This window comes from Cellulosimicrobium sp. I38E (assembly GCF_001647255.1).
Taxonomy (GTDB): domain Bacteria; phylum Actinomycetota; class Actinomycetes; order Actinomycetales; family Cellulomonadaceae; genus Cellulosimicrobium; species Cellulosimicrobium cellulans_E.
Map to the genome: position 1 here is coordinate 71,478 of NZ_LUAZ01000017.1, position 17,149 is coordinate 88,626.

At 73.3% G+C, this 17,149-nt stretch carries 15 protein-coding genes; 5 read left to right on the forward strand and 10 right to left on the reverse strand.

The window, feature by feature from the left end; genetic code table 11:
* Nucleotides 1–41 precede the first annotated feature (41 nt).
* From A0J59_RS05560 to A0J59_RS05580, 5 genes are all read right to left on the reverse strand, one after another.
* A complete protein-coding gene (locus tag A0J59_RS05560; RefSeq protein WP_047231073.1) occupies nt 42–761 on the reverse strand; it encodes an ABC transporter ATP-binding protein in 720 nt (239 codons plus the stop codon).
* A complete protein-coding gene (locus A0J59_RS05565) occupies nt 748–1,824 on the reverse strand; it encodes an ABC transporter ATP-binding protein (RefSeq protein WP_082140854.1) in 1,077 nt (358 codons plus the stop codon). Before A0J59_RS05565 ends, A0J59_RS05560 begins: the two co-directional genes overlap by 14 nt.
* Nucleotides 1,821–3,215, reverse strand: a complete 1,395-nt coding sequence (locus tag A0J59_RS05570) for a branched-chain amino acid ABC transporter permease (RefSeq protein ID WP_082918768.1) — start codon at nt 3,213–3,215, stop codon at nt 1,821–1,823. The genes A0J59_RS05565 and A0J59_RS05570 overlap by 4 nt, the downstream gene beginning before the upstream one ends.
* Nucleotides 3,212–4,270 (reverse strand): branched-chain amino acid ABC transporter permease, encoded by a 1,059-nt coding sequence (locus A0J59_RS05575; protein ID WP_172820019.1) that lies wholly within the window; start codon nt 4,268–4,270, stop codon nt 3,212–3,214. Before A0J59_RS05575 ends, A0J59_RS05570 begins: the two co-directional genes overlap by 4 nt.
* Before the next feature lie 111 nt (nt 4,271–4,381).
* On the reverse strand, nt 4,382–5,635 hold the full coding sequence (locus A0J59_RS05580; protein WP_064315484.1) for a branched-chain amino acid ABC transporter substrate-binding protein: 1,254 nt from the start codon (nt 5,633–5,635) through the stop codon (nt 4,382–4,384).
* A 346-nt stretch (nt 5,636–5,981) separates the two neighbouring features.
* On the opposite strand from A0J59_RS05580, the gene A0J59_RS05585 reads away from it, so the two are divergent.
* The 3 genes from A0J59_RS05585 (at nt 5,982) to A0J59_RS05595 (ending at nt 7,939) form a co-directional block, all read left to right on the forward strand.
* On the forward strand, nt 5,982–6,458 hold the full coding sequence (locus tag A0J59_RS05585; RefSeq protein WP_064315485.1) for a nitroreductase family deazaflavin-dependent oxidoreductase: 477 nt from the start codon (nt 5,982–5,984) through the stop codon (nt 6,456–6,458).
* Between the two features lie 239 nt (nt 6,459–6,697).
* The gene (locus tag A0J59_RS05590) at nt 6,698–6,901 is read left to right on the forward strand and encodes a cold-shock protein (protein WP_047231069.1); all 204 of its coding nucleotides are present in this window, start codon (nt 6,698–6,700) and stop codon (nt 6,899–6,901) included.
* Nucleotides 6,902–7,189: 288 nt separating this feature from the next.
* Entirely contained in the window at nt 7,190–7,939 is a 750-nt protein-coding gene (locus A0J59_RS05595) for a hypothetical protein (RefSeq protein ID WP_064315486.1), read from the forward strand.
* Between the two features lie 84 nt (nt 7,940–8,023).
* On the opposite strand, the gene A0J59_RS05600 is transcribed toward A0J59_RS05595, so the two are convergent.
* The gene (locus A0J59_RS05600; RefSeq protein WP_255365021.1) at nt 8,024–11,800 is read right to left on the reverse strand and encodes a bifunctional RecB family nuclease/DEAD/DEAH box helicase; all 3,777 of its coding nucleotides are present in this window, start codon (nt 11,798–11,800) and stop codon (nt 8,024–8,026) included.
* A gap of 210 nt (nt 11,801–12,010) precedes the next feature.
* On the opposite strand from A0J59_RS05600, the gene A0J59_RS05605 reads away from it, so the two are divergent.
* On the forward strand, nt 12,011–13,093 hold the full coding sequence (locus tag A0J59_RS05605; protein ID WP_156532824.1) for a hypothetical protein: 1,083 nt from the start codon (nt 12,011–12,013) through the stop codon (nt 13,091–13,093).
* A 30-nt stretch (nt 13,094–13,123) separates the two neighbouring features.
* Here A0J59_RS05605 and A0J59_RS05610 read toward each other — a convergent pair whose 3' ends face one another.
* Nucleotides 13,124–13,564, reverse strand: a complete 441-nt coding sequence (locus A0J59_RS05610; protein ID WP_064315488.1) for an SRPBCC domain-containing protein — start codon at nt 13,562–13,564, stop codon at nt 13,124–13,126.
* A gap of 197 nt (nt 13,565–13,761) precedes the next feature.
* On the opposite strand from A0J59_RS05610, the gene A0J59_RS05615 reads away from it, so the two are divergent.
* Nucleotides 13,762–13,986: a hypothetical protein gene (locus A0J59_RS05615; RefSeq protein ID WP_047231065.1), complete on the forward strand. Its 225-nt coding sequence runs from the start codon at nt 13,762–13,764 to the stop codon at nt 13,984–13,986.
* 12 nt (nt 13,987–13,998) lie between these two features.
* Here the strand turns inward: A0J59_RS05615 and A0J59_RS05620 are convergent, their stop codons facing one another.
* The 3 genes from A0J59_RS05620 to A0J59_RS05630 form a co-directional block, all read right to left on the reverse strand.
* Nucleotides 13,999–14,763: an amino acid ABC transporter ATP-binding protein gene (locus tag A0J59_RS05620; protein ID WP_047231279.1), complete on the reverse strand. Its 765-nt coding sequence runs from the start codon at nt 14,761–14,763 to the stop codon at nt 13,999–14,001.
* A gap of 62 nt (nt 14,764–14,825) precedes the next feature.
* Nucleotides 14,826–15,842 (reverse strand): amino acid ABC transporter permease, encoded by a 1,017-nt coding sequence (locus A0J59_RS05625; RefSeq protein ID WP_064315489.1) that lies wholly within the window; start codon nt 15,840–15,842, stop codon nt 14,826–14,828.
* 156 nt (nt 15,843–15,998) lie between these two features.
* Complete coding sequence (locus A0J59_RS05630) at nt 15,999–16,943, reverse strand: ABC transporter substrate-binding protein (RefSeq protein ID WP_172820020.1); 945 nt, start codon at nt 16,941–16,943, stop codon at nt 15,999–16,001.
* Nucleotides 16,944–17,149 lie beyond the last annotated feature (206 nt).

Here is a 17,149-nt window from a genome sequence, read left to right on the forward strand (position 1 = left end):
CGACGGCGCGCAGAGACGTGCTCGACCGGCCGGGCCAGGGGTCAGGCCACGCCGAGGTACGCCTCCTTGATGCTCGAGTCGGCCAGCAGCTCCTTGCCGCCGCCCCTGCGCACGACCTCTCCCGTCTCCAGCACGTAGGCACGGTCGGAGCGTGAGAGCGCCTGCTGCGCGTTCTGCTCGACGAGCAGGACCGTCGTGCCCTGGGCGTTGATCTCCGAGACGATGCGGAAGATCTGCTGGATGACCATGGGCGCGAGGCCCATCGACGGCTCGTCGAGGAGCAGGAGCCGTGGGCGTGCCATGAGCGCGCGCCCGATCGCGAGCATCTGCTGCTCGCCGCCGGACATCGTGCCGCCCACCTGCTCCTTGCGCTCGGCGAGGCGCGGGAAGAGGTCGAACACCCGGTCGAGGGTCTCGTCGTGCTCGGCCTTCGACGCGAACGTGCGCGCGTAGGAGCCCATCTCGAGGTTCTCGATCACGGTCATGCCGGGGAAGATCCCGCGGCCCTCGGGCGCCTGCACGATGCCCTCGAGCACGCGCAGGTGGGCCTTCATCTTGGTGATGTCCTTGCCGTCGAAGAGGACCTTGCCGCGCGACACCGGACGGATGCCCGAGATCGCGCGCATCGTCGTCGTCTTCCCGGCGCCGTTCGCCCCGATGAGGGTGACGAGCTCGCCTTCCTCGACGGTGATCGAGATGCCCCGCACCGCCTCGATCCGCCCGTAGGCGACCGTCATGTCCTGCAGCTCAAGCAGAGGCATCGCCGCTGCCTCCTTCGGTCGTCGGCCCGGCGGCACGGTCCGCGCCCGTGCCCCCCTCGTCGGCGGTCAGCTCGGAGTCCGGCACGCCCAGGTAGGCCGCGATGACCTTGGGGTCGCTCGTGACCTCGTCGGGGGTGCCGTCCGCGATGACGCGCCCGAACTCGAGCACGACGATGCGGTCGGTCACCCCGCGCACGAGGCGCATGTCGTGCTCGATGAGCAGGACCGTGTAGCCGTCGTCGCGGATGTGGCGGATGAGGTCCATGAGGGACTCCTTCTCCGCCGGGTTGAAGCCCGCCGCGGGCTCGTCGAGGCACAGGAGCTTGGGCTCCGTGGCCAGGGCGCGCGCGATCTCCAGGCGCCGCTGGTCGCCGTAGGAGAGGTTGCGCGCCTTCTCGGTCGCCCGCCCGCCGACGCCCACGAACTCGAGCAGCGCGAGCGCCCGGTCGATGGCGTCGCGCTCCTCGCGCCGGTGGCGCGGGGTGCGGAGCAGGGCGCCCGGGACGGACGTGCGGTGCCGCGCGTCCGAGCCGACGACGACGTTCTCGAGAGCCGTCATCTCGTTGAACAGGCGGATGTTCTGGAACGTGCGGGCGATGCCGCGCTGCGTGATCCGGTACCGCTTGAGCTTGCCGACCGGGGACCCGTCGAAGACGACCTGTCCCTTGGTGGGCCGGTAGACGCCCGTCATCGCGTTGAACGCCGTCGTCTTGCCCGCGCCGTTCGGCCCGATGAGGCCGAGGATCTCGCCGCGCCGGATGTCGAACGACACGTCGTCGAGCGCGACGAGGCCGCCGAACTGGACGGTGACGTTCTGCATCTGGAGCAGCGGCTCGCCGACCTTCGCGTGGACCGTGCGGTCCGGCGCGACCATCGCGTCGACGAGGTCGGGGTTCGCCAGCTCCGGCCGCACGTCCGCGACGTCGACGATCGCGGGCTCCTCCAGGACGGCGCCCGGCATGTAGAGGTCGGCGCGGGACGAGTCGGCGCGGCCCGACGACGCGAGGTGCTCGTCGCCGTGCTCGCCGCCCGCCCCGATGCCGCCGGGGTCATGGGTGCTCATCGGGTCTCCTCCCCGTCCGTCGTGCTCTCTCCCGTGCGGGTCCCGCCGGCCGTCGGGCGCGCAGCGCCCGTCGTGCCCGAGGCACCCGACGCCGTGGCGACTGCCGGGGTCCCCGGCCGCGCACCGTCGTCGGACCCGGACCGCGTGGCCGCCTGCGCCGCACGGCGCGCCGCCACGTAGAGCTCTCGTCCGTAGGCGAGCAGCTTCTGCCGGACGGGGATCAGACCCTGTGGACGGAAGATCATGAGCACGACCAGCGCGATCCCGAAGAACAGGTACCGGTAGCTCGCGATCTCGTTGCCGTTGATCGGGATGCCGAACAGCTCGGTGCGGCCGAGGAAGAAGTTCGGCAGGTACACGATGATGAACGCGCCGAGGATCACCCCGAGCTTGTTCCCCTGGCCGCCGAGCACGACCGCGCAGAGGAAGAGCACGGAGTTGATGACGTTGAAGTTCGTCGGGATGACGAACTGCACCTGGCCCGCGTAGAGCGCGCCCGCGACGCCGCCGATCGACGCGCCGATGACGAACGCCCACAGCTTGAAGCGGAACGTCGGGACGCCCATGATCTCCGCCGCGTCCTCGTCCTCCCGGATCGCGACCCAGGCGCGCCCGACGCGCGAGCGCTCGAGGTTCCCCACGAGGAGCAGCGAGATGACGATGAACACGAGGCTGAGCCAGTACCACCACACGCCGGAGTTGAGCGTGCCCGCGGCGTTGCCCGCGGAGAAGACGCCGTTGGGCAGCTCCTCCGAGACCCCGACGCGGGGGTAGGCCACGCCGCGCAGGCCCTGGCCGCCGCCCGTGAGCTCGTCGAGGTTGTCCGCGAGGAGGCGGACGATCTCGCCGAAGCCGAGCGTGACGATGGCCAGGTAGTCGCCGCGCAGGCGCAGCGTGGGCGACCCGAGGATCAGCCCCGACAACGACGTGATCGCGACCGCGATCGGCAGCGCCGCGAGCCACGCCCAGTCCTGCGACAGCCACTCGTCGGTCTGGTTCCACGGGCTGTCGGGGCTCGTGAGGATCGCGACCGTGTACGCGCCGATGGCGTAGAAGCCGACGTACCCGAGGTCGAGCAGGCCGGCCTGGCCCACGACGACGTTGAGACCGATGGCGATGAGCGCGATCATGCCGAACTGCGCCATGACGCCGCCGAAGTTGGTGCCGACCGTGGTGAGCACCGGGATGTTGAGGATCGGCACGAGCGCGATGAAGATGAGGAACGGCACGCCGATCAGCCACTGGGTGGGTCGCGCCTGGGCGTCCCACCACAGGCGGAACCGGTCGCCGACGCCGCCGTGCGGACGGTCCTTCGTCGCGACGCGGCCCACGGGGGGCATGGACGTGGGACGGCCCTCGGGGGCCTGCGGTGCGGGGGTCGAGGTGCTCATGCGCGCGCCCTCCCCAGCGACTCGCCGAGGATGCCGGTCGGGCGGAACATGAGGACGACGATGAGGAGCACGAACGCCACGACGTCGCGCCACTCCGTCCCGAACACGACCTGGCCGTAGTTCTCCATGACACCGAGCAGCAGGCCGCCGAGCAGCGCGCCGCGCAGGTTGCCGATCCCGCCGAGCACCGCGGCGCAGAACGCCTTGATGCCGAGGATGAAGCCGCCGGAGTAGATGATCCCGTTCGGCACGCGCAGCGTGTAGAGCAGCGCAGCCGCGCCGGCGAGGATGCCGCCGATGAGGAACGTCAGCATGATGACGCGCTCGCGCGAGACGCCCATGAGCGTCGCGGTCACCGGGTCCTGCGCGACGGCGCGGATGCCGCGGCCGAACTTGGTCCGGTTGATGAACATGTCCGTCGCGAGGGCGAGGACGAGCGCCGACAGGATGATGACGATCGTGATGTTCGTGACCGGCGCGCCGCCGATCGTGAACTGCACCTCGGGCTGCACGAGCCGGATCGGCTGCTGGGCGTTCACGCCGCCGAGGGTGCCGCCCGTGAGCTTCGGCAGCACGAAGTGCACGAACTCCTGGATGATGAACGACATCCCGATCGCGGTGATGAGGAACACGAGCGCCGGTGCGCCGCGCCGTCGCAGCGGTCTGTAGGCCACGCGTTCCAGCCCCACGGCGGCGCCGCCCGCGACGAGCATGCCGCCGAGCATCGCGATGCCGAGGTAGAGGACGGTGAGGGCGACGCCCTTGTCGTACACGTTCCCGCTCGGGTAGAAGCCCAGGAGCATGAGGGTCGCGTACTGCCCGAACATGCCGAGCATGAAGACCTCGGAGTGGGCGAAGTTGATGAGCCGCAGCACGCCGTAGACGAGCGTGTAGCCGACGGCCACGAGCGCGTAGATCGCGCCGTAGGTGAGGCCCTCGATGGTGAGGCCCCAGAAGTTCCGAGCGAGGCCAGCGATGTTGAAGTCGATGAGGGACTGGTGGACGAGGGGACCGGCGGTCGCGCTGTGCATCAGCGCGTCAGCAAGAGCGGGCATGACGCTCCCTGATTCTTTCTCTGGTGTACGAGGTCGTGGTCCACGACGGGCGCCCCGCCGACCGGTCCCCGCGCGGGGGGACGTCGGGGCGGGGCGCCCGTCGTCGTCGGACTACTGGACCTCGTAGATCCAGATGAGCGCCGAGGCGAGCTCGCCCGTGTCGTCCCACTCGTAGGTGCGGGCCAGGCCCTCACCGGAGTAGTTCGCCACGTAGTCGATCAGGCCCGCGCGGTCGGTCACGCCCGAGGCGATGCCGGTGAGCATGATCGTCGCGAGGTCGTAGCCCTCGACCGAGTACACGCCCGGCGCCTGGCCGGACGACTCCTCGTAGGTGGCCGCGAAGTCCTCCGGTGCGGGGCCGCACGGGCAGGAGAGGATCGCGCCCTTGGACGCCTCGCCCGCCTGCGAGACGAACTGCGGGTCGTTCGTGCCGTCCGCCGAGACGAACGGGATGTCGACGCCGCCGTCGCGCAGGCCCTGCACGAACGGCGCCGCCTCGGCGTAGTAGCCGGCGTAGAAGACCGCGTCGGCGTCGGCGCCCGAGATGATCTGGACGGCGGCCGAGAAGTCCTTGTCACCCGTCTTGACCTCGGCGGCGCAGTCCTCGTTCGCGGCGTCGCCCAGGCCCTCGGTGATCTGCTGGGCGAGGCCGATGCCGTAGTCCGAGTTGTCGGAGACGACGCAGACGCTGCCGAACTCCTTCGTGTTGACGAGGTACTTGGCGACCGACGGCCCCTGGACGGCGTCGTTGGCGAGGCCGCGGAAGAAGTTGGTCCAGCCGTTCGTCGTCAGGTCGGGGTTCGTGGCCGACGCCGTGAGCGACAGCAGGCCGGCCTGGTTGAAGACGTCGCCGGTCGCGGCGGTCTCGCCCGAGAACGCCGGGCCGAGCAGACCGAGCACGGACGCGTCGCCGACGATCTGCGGCGCGACCTGGGTGGCCTTCTGCGGGTCGCCCTCGGTGTCGAACTCCTTGATGGTCACCTGGCAGCCGGGGTTCGCCTCGTTGAACGCGTCCACCGCGACCTGCGCCCCGTACAGGATGTTGAGGCCGAGCGCGGCGTTCGGGCCCGTGAGGGCACCCGCCATCGCGATCGACGTGCCCTCGGCGCACTCGGCGCTGCCGTCGCCGGCCGGGTCGGCCGGGTTGCCAGCCTCGGTCGCCTCGACCTCGGCGCCGTCGATGTCGATCTGGACCGAGGGGACGATGCTCAGCTCGGCCGAGCCGCCGCCGTCGTCGGTCTCGGTCGACGTCCCGGTCGTCTCGTCTCCGCCGCCCTGGGACTGGGGACCGCAGGCGGTGAGGACGAGAGTGGCCGCGAGGAGCAGAGCAGCACCCCCGCTCGCCCGTCGTGCTGTGCGATGCATGCCAACCTCCGTGGTCCTGATCCCCGCGGAGGGCCGTCAAGCCGCTTCTCTCCGCGGTCGATCGCTGAATTCAACACTGAATTGCGTGCTGAATAGTGACACAGGTCACCCGGGGACGAAACCTGCCCGCGGACGTGTCGCCCGGAGCCCTCCGCGGCATCTCGGAGGGCTCCGGACCCACGAATCCGCGGGAGGTGGCGCCTCCGCGTTCCTGGGTGACGCGAACGTAGGCGGATCGGATTTCGTGAGACGCAGGGAGTTGTTACCGACTCGTAACGTGCGGGTCTCGTTTCGTTCCGTGGACGGTACGAATGTGCTGATTTCGGCGTCGGCCTACGGTGGGGCGATGACCCTCGCGTCCCGCCTCCTGCACACCCGCTGGTTCGTCCGGGCCCCGATCGTCCTCTTCCGCTCCGGGCTCGGCTTCCTCGCCGGCGGGCGACTCCTGCTCCTCGGTCACCGCGGCCGGTCCACGGGCGAGGCGCGGTACGTCGTCCTCGAGGTGACCGACCGGCCCGCGCCGGGGTCGTGGGTCGTCGTCGCCGGGCTGGGACCCCGTTCGCAGTGGTACCGCAACGTCGTCGCGGACCCGCGCGTGCTCGTGTGGGTGGGGCGACGCCGGCACGTGCGGAGCACCGCCCGCACGCTCCTGCCCGACGACGGCGCGCGGCTCCTGGACGAGTACGCCTCCCGGTACGCGCGGGGCTGGGCGGTGCTGGAACCGGTGCTCCGGGAGTGGGCGGAGCCCCTCGCCGCCGAGCGCGGGGAGGCCGACTGGCGACGGGTCGTGCCGGTGGTGGAGCTGACCGCGCTCGGGCCATGACCTGCGGCGTCGGGCCGTCGTGAGGTCGTCACGACACTCGCGGGGCAACCCATGGCCAAGAAGGGGCATACCCTGTACGGTTGACCCCGAGATTGCAGTGCCTCGCTTGTCCTCGCGTCGACGTGACCGCCACCCGGCGGGCGCCCGGCGGACCTTGTTACCCAAGAGTTGACGACGAACACCGTGATGTACTCCCCTGCGCCCGCGGGGGGTGTTTCCACACTCTTGAAGGAGTAACAATGGCTACCGGAACCGTGAAGTGGTTCAACAGCGAGAAGGGCTACGGCTTCATCGCCCCCGAGGACGGCTCGGCTGACGTGTTCGCGCACTACTCCGCGATCCAGTCGCAGGGCTTCCGCACGCTGGAGGAGAACCAGCGCGTCGAGTTCGACGTGACGCAGGGCCCCAAGGGCCCGCAGGCGGAGAACATCCGCGCGATCTGATCCGATCTCCCCGGTGACGACCCTCGCGGGTCGCGCCGACCGATCGTTCACCGAGCGCCCCCGACCCTCCGGTCGGGGGCGCTCGTGCGTCCGGGGCGGTCGTACCCGGGTGGTGCGCCGAACCCGGGGCAGCTCCTCACTCGTCGGGTGCGGTGAGGAGAGAACCCAGGTTCGGCGTGGGACGGAACCGCGAGCCGGGACTCCTCGTTGGTCCGGGAGTGAGCCGTACCCGGCCACGACCCCCGCGCGCGCATCCGACGCCGCGCCACCGAACTCGGAGGACGACCCATGGGATTCCTGGACCGGCTCCTCGGCCGCGAGCCGCGCGACCCGCACGGCGCCCCGCAGGCGGGCCCCTACGGCTCGCCGTCGCAGCACCCCACGCAGTACCCGCCCCAGCACCCCGGCCAGCCCGCCTACGGGAGCGCCCCGCAGGACGCGCGCGCCGCGACGGCCGCACCCCGCACCCCCGACCAGGTCGCGGTCGACCGCTACCGGTACCTGCTGCGCACCGCGCCGCCGGACCAGGTCGAGCAGGCGCACGCCGAGGCGTTCGCCCGCCTGACGCCCGAGCAGCGGCGACAGGTGCTCACCGAGCTGGGCGAGCAGGTCCCGGCGTCGGAGCGCGCGGCGTCCGACGCACCGCAGGACCTCGCCCGGATGGCGACGCGCGCCGAGATGCGCCAGCCCGGCACGCTCGAGCGCACGTTCGCCGGCCGCGGCCAGGGCGCACCCGGCTTCGGCGCCATGGTCGGCTCGAGCCTGCTCGGCACGATCGCGGGCGTCGTCATCGGCTCGGCGGTCGCGAACGCCCTGTTCGGCCCCGCGTTCGCCGACCCGACGCAGCCCGTCGCGGAGGACGCAGCCGCCGAGCAGGGCGGCGCCGAGGACCCCGGCGCGGCCGAGGGCGCCGACGGCGGAGCGGTCGAGGCGGCGGGCGAGGACCCCTCGGGCGGCGGTGACGACGGCGGTGGCGACTTCGGCGGCGGAGACTTCGGCGGAGGGTTCGACGACTTCGGCGGCTTCGGGGAGTTCTGACCCGGCGCACCGCCGGTACCGCCTCGTCCGGCCGGGCGGATCGTGCCCGGCCGGGCGGAACGTGCTCGGCCCGCCGGACGACGCTCAGCCGGCGGGTGCGGAGCCCGTCAGCCCGAGGAACGCGCCGAGCTCCTCCACACCCCGCGGGGAGTGCGGCAGGAGGTCGGTGAGACCGGGCGAGCGCACGACGACCGCGCTCCACTGCGCACGCGACACGGCGACGTTGACCCGGTGCCGCGAGAGCAGGAACCCGAGCCCGCGCGACGCCTCGCGGCCCGACGAGGCGGCGAGCGTCACGACGACGACCGGTGCCTCCTTGCCCTGGAACCGGTCGACCGTGCCCACCTGGACGTCCGGGTACCCCGCCGCCTCCAGCGCGCCGCGCACGGCCCACACCTGCGCGTTGTACGCCGCGACGACCAGGACGTCCCCCTGTCCGAGCGGGCGTCGCTCCTCGACCCCGTCGACCGCCGTCGTCCACGTGCGCCCGAGGACCCGCTCGACCTGGCGGACGACCTCGGCCGCCTCCTCGGGCGAGCGCACCGAGTTCCCCGTGTGCTCCACGAGCACCTGCTCGACCCCGGGCGGGACGCCGTCGAGCTCGCGCTCCGCCGTGCACGGGTGCGCGTGGAGACGGTCCTCGTACGCGAGGGTCGAGACGGCCTGCGCGAGGCGCGGGTGCATGCGCCAGGTCGTCGGCAGGAAGTAGCCACGGTCCGAGGGGAGCACGCCGTGGCCGTCGGCCAGCCAGCCGAGCGCGGACCGGTCGACGGGCTCCGGGTGCCGGCCCTGGCTCACCTGCGGGAGCTGCTGCGGGTCGCCGAGCAGGAGGAGCCGGCGCGCGGCGCGCGACACGGCGACCGTGGTCGCGAGCGAGAGCTGACCGGCCTCGTCGACGACGAGCAGGTCGAGCGTGCCCGCCGGGAGCCGGTCGCCCGCGAAGTCCCAGGCGGTCCCGCCGACGACCCGCGGTCCCGGCTGCGTCGCGAACGCCGCGAGGTGGGCGCCGTCGAGCTCGTCGTACACGGCGCGCGCCGACGGCCCGTCCGCCGCGATCTTCTTCGCGACGACCTCGCGCGGGACGCCCGCACCGAGCACGACCGCCCGCAGCATGTTCTCGACGACGGCGTGCGACTGCGCGACGACGCCGACCCGCCAGCCCTGCGCGACGAGCCGCGCGACGACGCGCGACCCGACGTACGTCTTGCCCGTGCCGGGCGGGCCCTGGACCGCGAGGTAGGAGTCGTCGAGGCGTTCGACGGCGGCCGTGACCGCCGCGACGACGTCACCGTCCACGACGCGCGGCAGCCCGGGCACGGTCGCTCCGTCGGCGCCCGCCGGGAGGCGCGCGCCGTCGTCACCCTCCGTCGAGCGTGCGGCGGGCGCCGGAACGAGCCGTGGGTGCCGCCGCAGGAGCACGTCGGTCGCGGCGTCGAGCGGCAGCGCGCGCGTCGTCTGCCACGTCCGGAGCGCGGTCCGCGCGGCGGCCTCCGCCGCCGCCTCGAGCGGCTTCGCGCTCGGGCCGGGCGACGGGGTGAGCGCGACGGGGGTCGCGTCGAACGGCTCGGCACCGGTCGGGAGCTGCTCACGCACGACGAGCACGTCGCGCTCGCCTGCGGGCGTCGCGCGGCGCCCTGCGTCGAGGACCGACGCCCCCGTGAGCCAGCCGCGCACCCCGTCGGCCGCGGTCTTGACGCACGGGGGCAGCGGCGGGTCGTAGAGGACGTACGGCGCCACACCGACGCGCAGGTCGCTGCCCTCCGGGAGCCGGCCCACGAGCTCGAGGCGGCGCGACCACGTCCGACGCCCTGGCTCGACCTCCCAGCCCGAGACGACCTCGGCCTGCTCGACGAGGAACGCGTTGCGGCGCCCCAGCCACTCGTCCACCGGGAGCGAGAGCCGCGAGTAGTGCTCGTGCCAGAACGGCTTCGCCTCGCGCCGGAAGTACCCGGTGGCCGCGCCGTACAGCGCGAGCGCCCGCTCGTCGGCACCGCGCCGGGCGCGGTCCTCCCCCACGACCTGCCGGATCTCCTCCTCCAGCACCACCGCGGACGACCGCTCCCGCACGGCGATCCCTTCCGCCGAAGCCTCCCCACGGCTGTCAGCCGCGGACTGGCCCCAGGGAGAGGCGACGGACGCACCCGGGCCGACCATCGCGTCGTCACGAGCAGCGACCGCACGCCGCAACCAGTCCGTCAGCCGCAGCGTCGAGACGCAGTCGTACCGGTTGTAGTCCGCGATCCCGCGGAGCAGCTCGTCCGCCTCGTCGTCGCGGCCGGCCTCGCGCAGCGCGGTGTACTCCGCGTACGCGACGACGGACGCGGCGGCGGTGGTCACGTCGCCGGTGCGCAGCTCGTCCCCCATGTAGAGAGGCTCGAGCTTCTTGATCGAGCGAGACTTGTCGGAGACGTGCAGCGCCTGCCGTACGACGGCGTAGAGGTCGACGAGGACGCCGTCGCGCAGGAGGTCGTCGACCTCCTCCTCGTACACGCCGTGCCGCGCGGCGATGGCGAGCAGGTGCGCGCGCTCGTAGTCGGCGTAGTGGTAGACGTGCAACTCCGGGTACGTGCGGCGGCGCGCGTTGACGTGGTCGACGAACGCGACGAGGGAGTCGCGCTCCGCCGCGAGGTCGTGCGCCCACAGCGCGTGGAACGGCGGGCGGTCCTCCTCCGCGTCGGGACGCTCGACCCAGCCGAACAGGTAGTCGAGGCCCCAGCTCGTGCCGCTCGCGTCCGTCCACAGCGGGTCGCCCTCGAAGTCGAAGAAGACGTCGCCGGGGCTCGGCGCGGGCAGCGCGAGCACGGGCGTCGGGTCGTCGATGCGCCACGAGAGCTCGTGCGGCCCCGACGCGTCGGCCCACACGACCGTGCCGTCGGACGGGCCCGTGCCGAGCTGGAGCGCGGCCTGGCGTCGGACCTTCGTGAACGTGGACCGGCTCATGCCGTCGGGGACCGGCGTCTCGTCGGTCGCGGCCGCGAGCTCGTCGATCGTGCGGATCCCCGCCGCGTGCAGCCGCGCACGCTGCGACTCGTACACCCCGCCCACGAGCAGCACGTCGCGGTGCGCGTCGATCTGCGCCCGGCAGTCGGCGCAGCGCCCGCACGCCCGGACGGCGGGGTCGTCCCAGGGGGCGCGGCCGTCGCGCGCGACGTGCTCGGCCGTGAGCCGGACGAGCTGGTCGCGGCGGTCCCGGAACACGGGCAGGAGGTCGGCGAGGCGGTGCGTCGTGCGCTCGCGCGTGCCGAGCACGAGCGAGACGTCGGGGTCGACGGGCACGCCCGCGGCCTGGAGTTGGTCGCCGTACGCGGCGAGCTGGAGCAGCGCGGGGACCTTGGCGCGCCGCGCGAGCTTGGTGTCGACGACGGCGTAGCGGGCCGCTCCCGTGTCGTCGGCGCCGGTCCGGACGAGGAAGTCGGCGCGCCCGTGGAACGAGCCGTCGAAGAACGCCGCCTGGTGGACGACGTCGGCGCCGGCCTCGAGCGCGGCGAGCGTGCTCGCCTGGGCGCCCACGAGCTCGTCCCAGGAGATCGTGCGCGGCGGCTCGAGCCGCACGACGCCACGTCCCGTCGTCGGGTCGAACGCGCCGTGCTCGGCCTCGTAGCGCGCGAGGACCTCGCGCTCGTGCCGCGCCCCGAGCGCGGCGGTGCGCGCGAGCATGGCGTCCTCCCCCGCGTCCGGGCGCGGGGCACGGCCGAGCTGCTCGTCGAGCCGGCACAGGAGCCGGTACTCGCAGTCGGCGGCGACCACGAGGTCGCTCGCGGAGTGCACGAGGACGCGCTCGCTCGCGGGCGCGCCGCCCGTGGCGGCCCGGCGGGGGTCGGCCGCGACGGTCCGCAGCGCCGGCTCGTCGACGAGGAACACGCACACCTCCGGGTCGGGGGACGATCGCCGCCAGGGCGGGAGCGGGGCCGCCTCGCCGGTCTGCGTCCGTTCTACCAGCGGCCACCCACGTCGCGGCGCCGATTCGTGCCGGTGGCCACGACTCCCCTACTGTTCCCGTCGAACCCGGAGCCCCGTCGAGACCCTGCGTCCCCGTCGACCGTGCGCCGGACGCTACCGAAGGAGGACCCCATGGCCGTGCGGTTCGTGCCGCCCCCGGGGTGGCCCGTCCCCGAGGGCTTCACCCCCACGACCGACTGGCACCCGGACCCGTCCTGGCCGGCCCCGCCCCCGGGCTGGGTGTTCTGGGAGGACGCCGCGACCTCGGGGTCCCCGGTCCCGGTGCCCCTCCCGGACGCGCCGGTCCTCCGCACGACCGAGCCCCTGCCCTCCGGAGCCGGGACGCCGACGCGCCGGTCGCTGCGCGCGCGCTCGGCCGGAGCGACCCCGGCGGTCGGAGCGACCTCGGTGGTCGGCGCGACCCCTGTGGCCGGCGCATCCCCCGCGGGTCCGGGGGTCGAGGCGACGCACGTGGCGACGCTCGCCCCGGTCGCGGCGGGCGCCGTCGACGACCACCCGGTCGCCGGCTCGACGATGATCCTCCCCGCGCTCGGCGCGCTGCTGGACGACCCGGCCGCACGCCCGGCGGGCGCGGGCGCGGCCCCGACGGTCTCGGCGGGAGCCGCGCGGTCCGGCGTGGTCCCCGTCGGTCCGACGCCCGCCGGCCCGGCAGCGGCACCGCCGCGCGCGACGGCGGTCCCGGCGCGCGCCTCCGGGGGCGTCGGTCCGCTCGCGCTCCCGGGCGCCGACGACGACGAGGACGCCGCCCCCGACCGCGGCCGCCGGTGGCTCGTCCCGACCGCCGTCGGCCTCGCGGGCGTCGCTCTCGGCCTGCTCGTCGGCATCGGCCTGACGCTCTCCGCGCAGGGGGAGGCGCAGCGCGAGAAGGCCGAGGCGCAGCGCGTGCAGAGCGAGGTCGCGGCCGAGCGTGAGCAGCTCGAGTCGGAGCGGGCCGACCTGGAGGCCCAGCGCGCCGAGCTCGACGCGGCGACGACGCAGCTCACCGAGCGCGAGGCGGCGATCACGAAGGCCGAGGAGGACGCCGCCCAGCGGTCGCAGGAGCTCGACGACCGGCAGAAGCAGCAGGACGAGCGCGACCGGCAGAACCAGCCCGGCCCGGGGAACGACGGCAACGAGAACAACGGCAACAACGGCAACGGCAACGGCGAGAACGCCGACGACGGCAGCTGGGACTGGGGCGACTGGGGCTGGTGAGACCACGGTGGTCCCCCGCGAGCCCGGGGCTCACTTCTCCGGGTCGGGGTGCTCGGCGAGGTGCGCGTAGCGGCTGAGGATGCGTGGCCACCCGGTGAAGCGCGACCGCACGCGCTCGCTGCCGGGCGCCCACCCTCCGTGCTCGAACCGCACGGCGGTCCCGGTGACGCTCGGCCGCAGGTCGACCCGGACGAGCGACGCCCGGCCGGGCGGCTGCCCCGGGGTGAACGTGTGGGCGAGGTGGGTCGCCCGCTCCCAGAGCGTCACGCGCCCCCAGACCCGCTCGTCGGCGCCGTGGGACGCGAGCACGCGACCGCCGACGACGGGCTCGACGACCAGCCCGGAGAACGACCCCGCGTCGTCGGTGTACCCGGGGGGCCACCACTCCGCGATCCGGTCGACGTACGTGTCGAACGCGACCTCGACGGGGCACGCGAGGCGGAGCTCGTGGACGATCGGGGCGAGGCTCATGCGGTCCTCCCGGGTGCGACCGGGACGCGGCGGCCGGTGCGCGTCAGGATGCAGTGAACCGCGCCCCACGACGTCGCGCCACCGGTGGCTCGTCGGCGCCGGTGCGGCGGCGTGCGCGCCCGGTCTCCACGAACGTCTCACGGACACGTCACCGCTTCCGGTCGCGGAACGCACGTCCCTCACGGAAGGTGGGAGGCGTGCTGACGCGATCCCCCTCCCACACCCGCTCCCACGCCCCGGACAGCGAGACCCCGATCTACGACGCGCTCGTGGTCGAGCACGAGAACATGCTGCCGCTCGTGCACCTGGGCCGGGCGCTCAGCGGGGAGATGGTCACCGTCGCTCGCCCCACCGGGCTCTCGCCCCGCCTCCTCGCGTCGCACGACGCCCCCGCCCTGCCGCGCCGCCGTCGCGCGGGCTGAGGGGCGCCCTCCCTACAGCACGTGCGCGAGGAACGACCGCGTGCGCTCGTGCTGCGGGTCCCCGAGCACCTGCTCGGGCGTGCCCTGCTCGACGATGACGCCCTCGTCCATGAAGACGACGGCGTCCGCGACCTCGCGCGCGAACCCGATCTCGTGCGTCACGACCATCATCGTCATGCCGGACCGCGCGAGGTCGCGCATGACGGCGAGCACCTCGCCGACGAGCTCGGGGTCGAGGGCCGACGTCGGCTCGTCGAACAGCATGAGCTCGGGCTCCATGGCGAGAGCCCGCGCGATCGCCACGCGCTGCTGCTGCCCGCCGGAGAGCTGCGCCGGGTAGTGGTCCGCGCGGTCGGCGAGGCCGACGCGCTCCAGGAGCTCGGTGGCCCGTGCGCGCGCGGCCGACTTGGCGAGCCCGTGCACCTGCACCGGCGCCTCCGCGACGTTCTCGAGCGCCGTCATGTGCGGGAACAGGTTGAAGCGCTGGAACACCATGCCGATGCGCGAGCGCTGGCGCGCGACGACCTTGGGGTGCAGGCGGTGCAGGCGGGTGCGCCCGTCCTTGGTCACCTCGCGGTAGCCCATGAGCTCGCCGTCGACGCGGATGCGCCCACCGGTGATCTCCTCGAGCTCGTTGACGCAGCGCAGGAGGGTCGACTTGCCGGACCCGGACGGTCCCAGGACGACGCACACCGAGCCGCGCGGGACCTCGAGGTCCACGCCCCGGAGCACGTGCAGGTCGCCGAACATCTTGTGCAGGCCCTCGACCTGCACCATCGGCGTGGCGTCCGTGGTCGTCGTGCGGCCGGCCGGCGAGGATGCCGCGTCGTGCGTCCCGCTCACGGGGTCACCTCCAGGAAGGGGTCGTCCTTGGTCGTGCCGGACGCGGCGATGAGGTCCTGCTTGCTGGGCTTCCTGCGGCCGCCGCCCGTGCCTCCCGGCCCGCGCCCGCGGCGTCGGGCCGTCGTCTGCGTGCCGAACCCCCGGCCGTAGTACCGCTCGATGTAGTGCTGGCCGACCATGAGGACGCTCGTGATGAGCAGGTACCAGATCGCCGCGACCATGAGCAGCGGGATCGGCAGGAAGATCCGGTTGCCGATGGCGTTGGTCGAGTACTGGAGGTCGAGCGTGAACGGCACCGCGAGCACGAGGGACGTCGTCTTGAGCAGGGAGATCGTCTCGTTGCCCGTCGGGGGCACGATGACGCGCATCGCCTGCGGCAGCACGATGCGCCGCAGGATCTTGCCGTCCTTCATGCCGAGGGCCTTGGCCGCCTCGGTCTGGCCCGGGTCGACGGACCCGAGGCCCGCGCGCACGATCTCCGCGAGGTACGCCGCCTCGTTGAGCGAGAGCCCGATGAGCGCGCACACGAACGCCGTGAACAGGTCCGCCGTACGGAACTCGAAGAACTCGGGGCCGAACGGGATGCCGAGGCTCAGGCGGGGGTAGAGCACCGACACGAGGCCCCAGAACACGAGCTGGGTGTAGATCGGGGTGCCGCGGAAGAACCAGATGTAGCCCCAGCTCACCGACTTCATGACGGGGTTGTCCGACCGTCGCATGATCGCGAGCAGCACGGCGAGCACGATCGCGATCGCCATCGAGCAGAACGTCAGCACGAGCGTCCAGCCCACGCCGCGCACGACCGTCACGTCGCGGAAGTAGAGCCAGACGACGTCCCAGCGGAACTTCTCGTTCGTCAGCAGGGCGTTGGCGGCCATCGCGGCGAGGACCAGCAGCACGACGGCGGAGATCCACCGGCCGGGCCGCCGGACGGGTCGGGCGTGGATGCGGTCGGGGACCGGGTCGTCTCCCGGTGCGCCGGCGGCGTCGCCGCCGGGTGTCCTACCGGTCATGGTGCACCTCGGGGGGTCGGGGCTCGGGGCACGAGCCGGGCCGCGCGGACGACGTCGTCCGCGCAGGCGTCCAGTGTGCCGGTCGCGGGCGCCGGGTGGGCGCCCGCGACACGGCGGGGACTGGGATCTGGGATGGGCTGGGGCTGCGCGGGGGCGTCAGCCGACGGACGGGTTGATCTCCGCGGTGTCGAGCGCGGCGTCGCCGCTACCCCACGCCCCGAGGATCTCCTCGAGCTGGCCGCTGTCCATGAGCGACTGGAGCGCCGCCTGGATCGCGGCGGCGAGCTCGGTGTCGTCCTTCGCGACGACGACGCCCTGGGGCGCGCTGTCGAACACGTCGCCGAGCTGCTCGAGCTGGCCGCCGGTCTGCTCGACCGCGTAGCCGATGACCGGCGAGTCGGCGTAGAGGACCTGCGCCTTGCCGCCCGCGACGTTCGTCGTGGCGTCGGACTGCGACTCGTACTGGAGGATGTCGATCTTCTCCTCGCCCGCGTCGGTGCACGCCTGGCTCTGCACGGCGATGTCCTCGTCCTGGATGGTGCCCGTCTGGACGGCGACGGTCAGCCCGCACAGGCTCGCCGGGTCGACGTCGTCCGGGTTGCCCGCCGCGACCGCGTACGCGGAGCCCGCGTTGAGGAAGGAGATCATGTTGGCCTCCTTCATGCGCTCCTCGGTGATCGTGAAGGAGGAGATGCCGGCGTCGTACTTGGTGCCGAGCGCGGGGATGATCGCCGGGAAGTCGGCCGACTGCACGTCGACGTCGAGGCCGAGCGTCGCGCCGACGGCCTTGATGACGTCGATGTCGAAGCCGATCGGGGTCGTGCCGTCCGCGTCGATGAACTCGGCGGGCGCGTACTCCGTGTTCGAGGCGACGACGAGCGTCCCCGCGGACGCGACGTCGTCAGGCAGCAGCGCGGCGGCCGCGTCGTCGACCTCGACCGTCGAGGGGTCGAACGACGGCGCGGACGACGTCTCGTCGGACCCTGCGGTGCTGCCGTCCGTCCCGGTCTGGGACGCGTCGGTGCACGCGGTGAGCAGGAGGGCGCTCGTCGCGGTGAGCGCGACGAGGCCGAGGGGGAGCTTGCGTAGGGTCGTACGCACGATGTTCTCCGATCGGGTGGGGGCCGGGCAGGGGCAGCGTAGACACCGATCGTCTCCGTCGTGTTACGTCAGCACCCGGCCCGGGGGCCGAGGAACGTACGGGGAACAGAGGACCCGGCGGTGCGCAGCACCTGCGCACGAGTGTGAGGCCGTACCGTCCCACTCACCAAACCGGCGGGGACATCGACGCCGAACCGTGACGAACC

What these genes read in the sequence shown, in the direction of transcription:
- A0J59_RS05560 (WP_047231073.1), bottom strand. Translation starts at nt 761, where the DNA reads ATGCCTCTGCTTGAGCTGCAGGACATGACGGTCGCCTACGGGCGGATC.
- A0J59_RS05625 (WP_064315489.1), bottom strand. Translation starts at nt 15,842, where the DNA reads ATGACCGGTAGGACACCCGGCGGCGACGCCGCCGGCGCACCGGGAGAC.
- A0J59_RS05570 (WP_082918768.1), bottom strand. Translation starts at nt 3,215, where the DNA reads ATGAGCACCTCGACCCCCGCACCGCAGGCCCCCGAGGGCCGTCCCACG.
- A0J59_RS05580 (WP_064315484.1), bottom strand. Translation starts at nt 5,635, where the DNA reads ATGCATCGCACAGCACGACGGGCGAGCGGGGGTGCTGCTCTGCTCCTC.
- A0J59_RS05575 (WP_172820019.1), bottom strand. Translation starts at nt 4,270, where the DNA reads ATGCCCGCTCTTGCTGACGCGCTGATGCACAGCGCGACCGCCGGTCCC.
- A0J59_RS05565 (WP_082140854.1), bottom strand. Translation starts at nt 1,824, where the DNA reads ATGAGCACCCATGACCCCGGCGGCATCGGGGCGGGCGGCGAGCACGGC.
- A0J59_RS05605 (WP_156532824.1), top strand. Translation starts at nt 12,011, where the DNA reads ATGGCCGTGCGGTTCGTGCCGCCCCCGGGGTGGCCCGTCCCCGAGGGC.
- A0J59_RS05620 (WP_047231279.1), bottom strand. Translation starts at nt 14,763, where the DNA reads ATGGTGCAGGTCGAGGGCCTGCACAAGATGTTCGGCGACCTGCACGTG.
- A0J59_RS05585 (WP_064315485.1), top strand. Translation starts at nt 5,982, where the DNA reads ATGACCCTCGCGTCCCGCCTCCTGCACACCCGCTGGTTCGTCCGGGCC.
- A0J59_RS05610 (WP_064315488.1), bottom strand. Translation starts at nt 13,564, where the DNA reads ATGAGCCTCGCCCCGATCGTCCACGAGCTCCGCCTCGCGTGCCCCGTC.
- A0J59_RS05595 (WP_064315486.1), top strand. Translation starts at nt 7,190, where the DNA reads ATGGGATTCCTGGACCGGCTCCTCGGCCGCGAGCCGCGCGACCCGCAC.
- A0J59_RS05590 (WP_047231069.1), top strand. Translation starts at nt 6,698, where the DNA reads ATGGCTACCGGAACCGTGAAGTGGTTCAACAGCGAGAAGGGCTACGGC.